The sequence below is a fragment of the Streptococcus sp. STC1396 genome (genome assembly GCF_058933875.1).
This window is the reverse complement of record NZ_JBZYCU010000024.1, coordinates 22,627-31,581: the sequence shown is the minus strand read 5'-3', so window position 1 is coordinate 31,581 and position 8,955 is coordinate 22,627. Positions and strand designations below refer to the sequence as shown.

Annotated in this window: 7 protein-coding genes; all 7 read right to left on the bottom strand. The window is 45.2% G+C overall.

The window, feature by feature from the left end; all coding sequences use genetic code 11:
• Positions 1-182: 182 nt before the first annotated feature.
• A complete protein-coding gene (gene gatB / locus AC5FEC_RS08545; RefSeq protein WP_493661914.1) occupies positions 183-1,616 on the bottom strand; it encodes an Asp-tRNA(Asn)/Glu-tRNA(Gln) amidotransferase subunit GatB in 1,434 nt (477 codons plus the stop codon).
• Positions 1,616-3,082 (bottom strand): Asp-tRNA(Asn)/Glu-tRNA(Gln) amidotransferase subunit GatA, encoded by a 1,467-nt coding sequence (gene gatA / locus AC5FEC_RS08540; RefSeq protein ID WP_493661913.1) that lies wholly within the window; start codon positions 3,080-3,082, stop codon positions 1,616-1,618. The genes gatB and gatA overlap by 1 nt, the downstream gene beginning before the upstream one ends.
• Entirely contained in the window at positions 3,082-3,384 is a 303-nt protein-coding gene (gene gatC, locus AC5FEC_RS08535) for an Asp-tRNA(Asn)/Glu-tRNA(Gln) amidotransferase subunit GatC (protein WP_002896305.1), read from the bottom strand. Before gatC ends, gatA begins: the two co-directional genes overlap by 1 nt.
• Positions 3,385-3,587: 203 nt before the next feature.
• Positions 3,588-5,324, bottom strand: a complete 1,737-nt coding sequence (aspS, locus tag AC5FEC_RS08530) for an aspartate--tRNA ligase (protein ID WP_493661912.1) — start codon at positions 5,322-5,324, stop codon at positions 3,588-3,590.
• 310 nt (positions 5,325-5,634) lie between these two features.
• Positions 5,635-6,192, bottom strand: coding sequence for a cysteine hydrolase family protein (locus AC5FEC_RS08525; protein ID WP_037615831.1), 558 nt, complete (start codon positions 6,190-6,192; stop codon positions 5,635-5,637).
• A complete protein-coding gene (gene codY / locus AC5FEC_RS08520; protein WP_493661911.1) occupies positions 6,192-6,980 on the bottom strand; it encodes a GTP-sensing pleiotropic transcriptional regulator CodY in 789 nt (262 codons plus the stop codon). Before codY ends, AC5FEC_RS08525 begins: the two co-directional genes overlap by 1 nt.
• Positions 6,981-7,236: 256 nt before the next feature.
• Positions 7,237-8,451, bottom strand: coding sequence for a pyridoxal phosphate-dependent aminotransferase (locus tag AC5FEC_RS08515; RefSeq protein WP_493661910.1), 1,215 nt, complete (start codon positions 8,449-8,451; stop codon positions 7,237-7,239).
• Positions 8,452-8,955: the final 504 nt, after the last annotated feature.

The window sequence follows — 8,955 nt, the reverse complement described above, 5'->3', positions numbered from 1 at the left end:
TTGGGGTACTCGTCGGTAGAGTGGATTAGTTTGTCCCGCGAAAGTGAGATTCAAGAAATTATCAACCACAAAGCCCTCACTTAGATTATACTTCTAAATGAGGGCTTTTGTCTTTATTTTCGTGTTTCTGTGGGTGACGGCTATGTCGTCATGGCTGTCTGTCCCAGCCTCTTCACTTATTTCTAAAGTTTTTCCAACTCTTCATTGAGCAGTTTTTGTGCTACTTGCGGGTTGGCTTGGCCCTTGGTAGCCTTCATGAGCTGACCGATCAGGGACTTAGCCGCATTCTTGTTGCCGCCCTTATAGTCATTGATAGCTTTTTCATTGTTGGCAAATACTTCTTGGATAATAGGAAGAAGCTGGGCAGGGTCTGAGATTTGAATCAGGCCTGCTTTTTGTACATATTCCTTAGCAGAGCCACCATTTTTAGCCAGATGAACAAAGACCTTCTTAGCAATCTTAGAGGAAATCGTACCGTCTGCAATCAAAGCAATCATCTCAGTCAGATTCTCAGGCTTCAGCTCAATCTCAGAGATGGTCTTACCTTCTGCATTGAGGTATTGCGCCACTTCCCCTTGGAGCCAGTTAGAGACAGCCTTAGCGTCACCACCTGCAGCAACAGCAGCTTCAAAGAAGTCTGACACAGCCTTCGTAGCTGTCAGCTGCTTGGCATCGTAGTCAGACAGACCGTAGTCGCCCACATATTTGGCACGGCGTTCTTTTGGAAAGGCTGGCAAGCTGCTGCGTACTTGCTCAATCCAAGTATCTTCAATCTCAAAGATTGGCAGATCAGGCTCTGGGAAGTAACGGTAGTCCGCTGAACCTTCCTTAACCCGCATGAGCAGAGTTTCGCCAGTTGCTTCATCATAACGACGGGTTTCCTGACGGATTTGACCACCACTGCGTAGGATTTCAGCTTGGCGCTTTTCCTCAAATGCCAGACCCTTGCGGACAAAGTTGAAGGAGTTAAGGTTTTTCAGCTCAGTCTTGGTACCAAACTCTTCCTGACCGTAAGGACGGATGGAAATATTAGCATCTACCCGCATGGAGCCCTCTTCCATCTTGACATCAGAAATGCCCGTGTACTGGATGATTTCCTTGAGAGCTGTCAGGTAAGCATAAGCTTCTTCCGGACTGCGCATATCTGCTTCCGATACAATCTCAATCAGCGGCACCCCTTGGCGGTTGAGGTCCACATAAGAATAGCCATCGCTACCATGGGTATTCTTTCCGGCATCTTCTTCCAAGTGAGCCCGCTCGATACGGATTTTCTTGGTCGTTCCATCTTCTAGCTCAATCTCAATCCAGCCATTGTAGCCAATTGGCTCATCAAACTGAGAAATTTGATAGGCTTTGGGATTGTCCGGATAGAAGTAATTCTTGCGGTCAAAGTGCATCTTCTGGTGAATGTCCATGTTCAAGGCCAGAGCAGCCTTGATACCATAGTCAATGACACCCTTGTTCATAACAGGCAGCACACCTGGGAAGGACCAGTCGATGATATTGGTGTTGGCATTTGGATCTTCACCAAAGTGAGCTGGAGCCGGTGAGAAAATTTTTGAATTGGTCTTCAATTCAACATGGACTTCCAGTCCGATAACTGTTTCAAAGTTCATTATTTTTCACCTCCAAAGATAACTGGCTGCTGTTTGTGGTAGTCAGTCGTCGCTTCAAATGCTGCGGCTGCCTGATAGATGGTCGCCTCATCGAAATGGTTACCAATCAGCTGCAAGCCGATAGGAAGACCATCTGCAAAGCCAGCTGGGATTGAAATGCCCGGCAGGCCAGCCAGATTGACCGGAATGGTCAAAAGGTCAGCCAGATACATAGCCACTGGGTCTTGGTTTTGACTGCCCAAGTCATAAGCTACCGTTGGTGCAGTTGGGCCTAAGATCAAATCATATTTTTCAAAAACCTTAGCAAAATCCTGCATAATCAGGGTCCGAACTTGACCAGCTTTCTTGAAGTAAGCATCGTAGTAACCAGATGACAAGCTGAATGTTCCCAGCATGATGCGGCGTTTCACTTCTTCACCAAAGCCTTCGCTGCGAGATTTGACATAGACATCTTCTAGATTTTCAATGCCTTCTGCGCGGTAGCCATAGCGAATACCGTCAAAACGCTGCAGGTTAGAGCTAGCCTCAGAGGAAGCAATGATATAGTAAACAGCCACGCCATACTTGCTGTGGGGCAGACTAACTTCTTCAACGATGGCTCCTAGACTTTCCAAGTGCTTCGCTGCTGCCAGAATCGTTTCCTTGACCTTGCTGTCAATTCCCTCACCCATGTATTCCTTAGGCAAGGCAATCTTCATACCCTTAATGTCTTGGCCAATCTTACTGGTAAAATCAGGCACTGCTTCTTGTGATGATGTAGAGTCCTTGGGATCATTACCAGAAATAACATTCAAGAGCTGAGCATTTTCCTTAACCGTCTGTGAGAAAGGCCCTATCTGGTCTAAAGACGAACCAAAGGCAATAAGACCGAAACGAGAAACCCGTCCGTAGGTTGGCTTGAGGCCGACTACACCGTTAAAGGAAGCCGGCTGACGAATGGAACCACCCGTATCTGAACCCAGTGACAGACGAACCTGACCAGAGGCAACAGCTGTCGCTGAACCACCAGATGATCCACCGGGAACCTTGCTGCTGTCCCAAGCATTCTTAGTCGTCTTAAAGTAAGAGTTTTCGCTGGATCCCCCCATGGCGAACTCGTCCATGTTGGTCTTCCCAACGATAATCATGTCCTTACCGTAGAGCTTCTCTACACTGGTCGCATCAAAAATTGGCTTGTAATTGTAGAGTATCTTGGAGGCAGCCGTTGTCAAGATTCCTTTGGTTGAGATATTGTCCTTAACCGCCAACGGAATTCCGCTCATAAGATTGTCTGCATCAATACCCTTAGCATCCAGAGCCGCAGCCTGAGCCAAAGCTTCCTCTTCGCTGACAGTAATAAAGCTGTCCACAGCTGCTTCCCGTTCTTTGATGTCTGCCAAAGTTGCCTGAGTTAACTCTACCGCAGAAATTTCTTTCTTGACCAGCAAGTCATGCAGTTCTTCAATGGTCTTGTGATTAAAAGTCATTAGGCATCTCCTCCGTCATCTAGGATGGCAGGCACTTTGATGTAGCCCCGCTCTTTTTCAGGTACATTTTGGAAAAGCTCTTCCCGGTTCCAGCCCGGCTGAGCCACATCTTCTCGCATATAGTTGATATTGGCAGCTACATTAGAAGTGAAAGGCACCCCCTCCGTGTCCACTTCATTGAGCAATTCGACCATGTCGACAATCTTGGTTAAGGTCGTCGCAAATTCAGCTGTTTCTTCTGGTGAAAAAGCCAGTTTTGACAGCTTAGCAACGTGACTTACTTCTTCTTGAGTAATCTTCATCTCTGATTCCTTTCATAAGATATGTGAGCTTTAGCGACTGAAAATAAGAATTTGAGATGATTTTTTTATTTCCAGAGCTTCAGCTCACCTTTACTTTGACAAGCCAGGGACGCTCATTTATTTGCCATCCGCTAGCTCCTTTCTTCAGCTTCTTCCTGCTATTCTTCAGGAATTCGCATCATTTCATTTTACCATATTTCAGGCTAATTCTTCAATTCCAAATGCAGTTCTTTGAGCTGTCTTTGGTCCACCAAACTTGGACTTTCCAGCATAGGATCAAAGCCAGTACCATTTTTTGGAAAAGCGATGACTTGGCGGATATTTTCTTCCCCAGCCAAAATCATAACCAAGCGATCTAAGCCCAGAGCCAAGCCGCCGTGCGGTGGGAAGCCGTACTCTAAGGCTTCTAGGAAGAAACCAAAGTCCCTCTCATAGTCTTCTCGGCTCATGCCCAATAGCTCAAACATCGCTTCCTGAGCTTTCCGATCATGAATCCGCAGACTCCCTCCGCCAATCTCATAGCCATTTAAGACGATGTCGTAAGCCTGGCTGCGGAATTGGTCTGGCTCTTGTCCATCTTCAAAGATTCCCTGTGTGAAAGGATGGTGCATGGCTTGATAGCGGTTTTGGTCTTCATTCCACTCCAGCAGCGGCCAGTCCACAACCCAGAGGAAATGAAGCAAACTCGGGTCAATCAAATCCAAAGCTTTTGCGACTTCTATACGCAAATGTCCCAAAGCTTCCTGAGCCCGACGCTTCTTAGCCATGACTAACAGGATGAGGTCTCCATCCTTGGCCTCAAAACGTTCTAGTAAATCCTGATTCTCAGCCTCAAAGGTGCTAGCCAAATCTCCAACTAACTGGCCATTTTCAACCTTTAGACTGGCAAAACGACTACAGCCAAATTCCTTCATTTCCTGATAGTAGTGACTCAGCTGTTTCTTGCTAAAAGCACTAGCCGCATCTGGCACACAGATTCCCATCACTTCCTCTTGGTTATCCAAAGCTTTCTTGATGAGAAGAGAATCATTGGACTGACACAAATCCGTCAAACTCTTTAGCTCTAAACCAAAGCGTGTATCTGGCTTATCAGAGCCGAAGTGACTCATAGCCTCTTCATAGCTGATAGTCGGAAAAGCTTCCGTCAGCTCTAAACCATGAGTTTTCTTGACAACAGCCTTGAGCATAGCTTCAACCAGCGCTCGAATTTCTTCCTCGCTGGCAAAACTCAGCTCCAAGTCTACCTGGGTAAACTCTGGCTGACGATCGCCCCGCAAATCTTCGTCACGGAAGCAACGAACAATCTGATAATAGCGTTCGAGGCCAGCTCCCATCAGCAACTGCTTGAGCATCTGAGGGCTCTGCGGCAGCGCGTAGAATTGATTTTTAAAGATCCGACTAGGCACTAAGAAGTCTCTAGCGCCTTCAGGAGTTGACTTAGTCAGATAAGGCGTCTCCACTTCCAAAAAGTCCAAACCATTCAAATATTCCCGAATGGTTGAGGTGACCTGGTGACGCAGCTTGAGGTTATGTGTCATCTTCTCACGCCGCAAGTCCAGATAGCGGTATTTCTGGCGCAGGTCTTCCCCTGTATGGGCATGCTGGTCCAGCTCAAAAGGCAGAACCTTGCTGCTAGCAATGACTTCAATCTTTTCAGCTCGAAGCTCAACCTGACCAGACTTGATGGCCTTGTTGACAAAGCGCTCTTCTCGCTGAACCACTTGCCCTGTCACTGCAATGACATCCTCTTTGCCAATGTCTTCCAGCTTAGCAAAATCTTCAATCTCACCGCCAACGAAGACCTGAAGCAAGCCCTCGCGGTCCCGCAATTCAATAAAGGCTAGTTTGCCGTGATTGCGGATATTGGCCACCCAGCCAGTTGCGGTCATGGTCTGTCCAACCTGCTCTAAACCATAGTTTCCGATAAAAATTTCTTTCATATTCTTTCCCTCTCAAATCCATTTGCAAGCTGCCCTGTCCTTGAGCATATTAGCAACTTTCTTCCAGCATCTCCACTTTTCATTTTGCAAAACAAAAAGCTTCCGTCTATGAAACAGACGAAAGCCGTGGTACCACTGTTATTCGCCGCCTTAAAAGGCAGCCTCTGCGCTCGTAACGTGAGCGGCGTTTGTGCTTGATCACACAAAAGATCACGAAACATGTTCTTCGGTTTTTACTTTCTTGGTGCTGCTCTCAGCTATCAGCACTCTCTGTGCAAGTCAGCAAGCCTACTCTGCTTCTCTTTTACTCTTAAATTGTATTTATTATAGTCGAACCTAGGACATTTTGCAAGTGGTTTAAGGCAAATTTGTGATTTTCCTCTGACAAAGAAGCCACAGCTGGCTCTACCACCTGAATCTGATAACCAAGATTATAGGCATCAATCGCTGTATGCAAGACGCAAATATCCGTCAAGACCCCTGTCAAAATGACCGTATCTACCTTTCTTTCCCGCAATCGAATATCTAAATCTGTGCCAGAAAAAGCAGAATAATGACGCTTATCCATCCAAAAGACTCGGGAGTCCGCTTGGTGCTTCTCATAAAAATCCGCCAAGGGTCCGTAAAGATTGCGACCGCTCGTTCCCTTGATATTGTGGGGCGGAAAAAGCTTGCTTTCTGGGTGAAAGGCATCATTTTCATCATGAGCATCAATAGCAAAAAAGATATAATCTCCTCGGTCAAAAGCTGCCTTAGTTACTTGAGCAATGGCTTCAGAAATCGCCTGAGCTGGCGCTCCTGCTGTCAACTTGCCCCCATCTGCGACAAAATCAACTGTATAATCAATGGAAATCAGTGCTTTTGGCATTAGTAGTCCCTCTTTTTAATTTCCTCAAAGACATCTGGAATCAGCACTTTCAGATAAGTCCCTTTCATTCCCAGCGAGCGGCTTTCAATAATCCCAGCACTTTCCAGCTTGCGCAAGGCATTGACAATCACTGAGCGGGTAATCCCAATACGGTCGGCAATGACAGAAGCCGTCAGTTGGCCTTCGTTGCCATTGAGCTCGCCCAAAATAGCTGAAACAGCTCTCAGCTCTGAGTAAGACAGGGTATTGACCGCCATAGTCACAGCTGTCCGGCGGCGGATATTTTTCTCATCTTCTTCTCGCTGGAAGTTAAGCAGCTGGATACCAACCACTGTGCTGGCAATCTCAACCAAAATCAGATCATCGTCCGCAAATTCTTTATCATTGCGCCAGATAATCAGCGAGCCCAAGCGAATCCCTGAAACATGAATCGGCGCGATAGTGGTCAGCCCATCTGGAAATTCATCCTTGGTTTCCACAGGAAAAATGGTCAAATCATGCGTGACAGGCAGATTGGCCTCTGTCTCATAAACCATGTTCGCTTCTTGGACATAGCCTTCCGGGAAATTCTTATCCTGGAAAAAAGCTTCCACACGGTCATTATTGGTCTTATAGCGCATAAAATAGCCTAGAAGACGGCCCTTGCTGTTAATGATACAGGCATTGCAATGAATAATATCAGCAAGCTGGCGAGTGATTGCATTATAAGGAAGTTCTTCTTGAAGCTGCTCTTCTGAACGTTTCAAGATAGAAGTAATTTTCCTAGTTTTTTCTAATAGGTTTGCCATACATTTACCTCGTATTTGATTTTATAATTATAGCATGAATTTACTAAAATTTCAATAATTATCTGAAAATTGTGTATTGAAGAACAATTATCTACAATTCAACTAATGCTTTATTTTAAACCCTTTTAATTTGATATAGCTTATTTTATAACGAAAAGTGTCAAACCTTTCCAATCTTTTTAAAACAAAAATAGATAAAAAATTATCGAAGATTTTCATCAAAAAACAGCTCCTGAGAGCTGTTGCAAATAAAGATTTAACGGCGATATTGGCGCAAGAAGCGCGTCATTTTTTCTTGGATTTGAGCTAGCTCATCCACCCGCGGTAAATAGACAATTCGGAAATGATCCGGCTCATGCCAGTTAAAGCCTCGGCCATGAACAAGAAGAACTTTTTCCTGCTTGAGAAAGTCCAGCACAAACTGCTCATCATCATCGATGCGGTACATGTTTCGGTCAATTTTCGGGAAAATATAGAGGCCGGCTTTAGGCTTAACAGCCGACAGACCCGGAATATCCTGAATCGCCTGATAGATGAAATTACGCTGCTCATAAATCCGTCCACCAGGAAGCAGCAATTCGTCCACAGATTGATGACCACCGAGCGAGGTTTGGACAACCTGCTGGGCCAATACATTGGAGCACAGGCGCATATTGGATAGCATATTAAGCCCTTCGATATAGCCCTTGACATGCTGCTTGGGACCAGATAGGACCATCCAGCCGACCCGGAAACCTGCGATGCGGTGGGACTTGGAAAGACCGTTCATGCTGACACAGAAAAGGTCGGGTGCCAGACTAGCCACCGGCGTATGGACATGCCCATCCATGACCATGCGGTCGTAGATTTCGTCCGCAAAGATAATGAGATTATTTTGGCGAGCAATTTCCACAATCTCCAGCAAGAGATCCTTAGGATAAAGCGCTCCCGTTGGATTGTTAGGATTGATAATAATGATAGCTTTGGTATTGGACGTGATTTTTGACTTGATGTCGTCAATATCTGGATACCATTCTGCCTGCTCATCACAGACATAGTGAACAGCATTCCCACCAGCCAGACTAACTGCCGCCGTCCAGAGCGGGTAGTCTGGCATCGGCACCAGCACCTCGTCCCCATCATCCAAGAGTCCCTGCATGGACATGACGATCAGCTCGCTGACTCCATTTCCCAGATAAATGTCATTGATATCCACACTTGGAAACTTCTTGAGCTGGCAATACTGCATAATCGCCTTACGGGCTGAGAAAATCCCCTTAGAATCAGAGTAGCCCTCACTATCACGCGCATTCATAATCAAATCATGAATGACCTCGTCTGGAGCGGTAAAACCAAATTCAGCTGGATTTCCTGTGTTCAGGCGGAGAATTTTTTCTCCATTAGCCCGCATCCGCATCGCTTCTTCCAAAACCGGCCCACGAATATCATAGGCTACATGCTCCAGTTTGCTGGATTTGTTAAATTCTTTCATCCTATTTTCCTCAATTCATCTGAATGGTTTTATTATACCACCAGAAAAAAAGATTGACAACAAATTAAAAAGAGGTCATTCTTTGTGCCCCTTTTCCCATATTGTTTCCGCTCTTTGTAGCAAGAAAAACTTTTCATACCTTTTCTGAAATAGATAGATAGATTTCGACATTTTGAGGGGATAGCACTTTAGTTTACAGAAAACCTCTCTTCTGATGTAAATATCTTTTAAAACCTTAGTTATTTGATTATATTTGTGCTTCAGAATTTACTTAATCTTGACTTTTAACAGCTCATTTTGTTATTTTCATCATTTTTTAAACAGGTGACTTCATCAATATCTCTATCGTCCCGATTGCTACTCTATCTTTACTTTTTTTCTGAAAAGGGTTACAATAGAGATATTAAAATAGAATTTGAGTTAAAATACGGCTGCCTGATTTTCTTTCCCAAAGCACGCTTAGGGTTTCAAAGATTTCGTTGCAGCTGCTTTTGAAACTCTCGT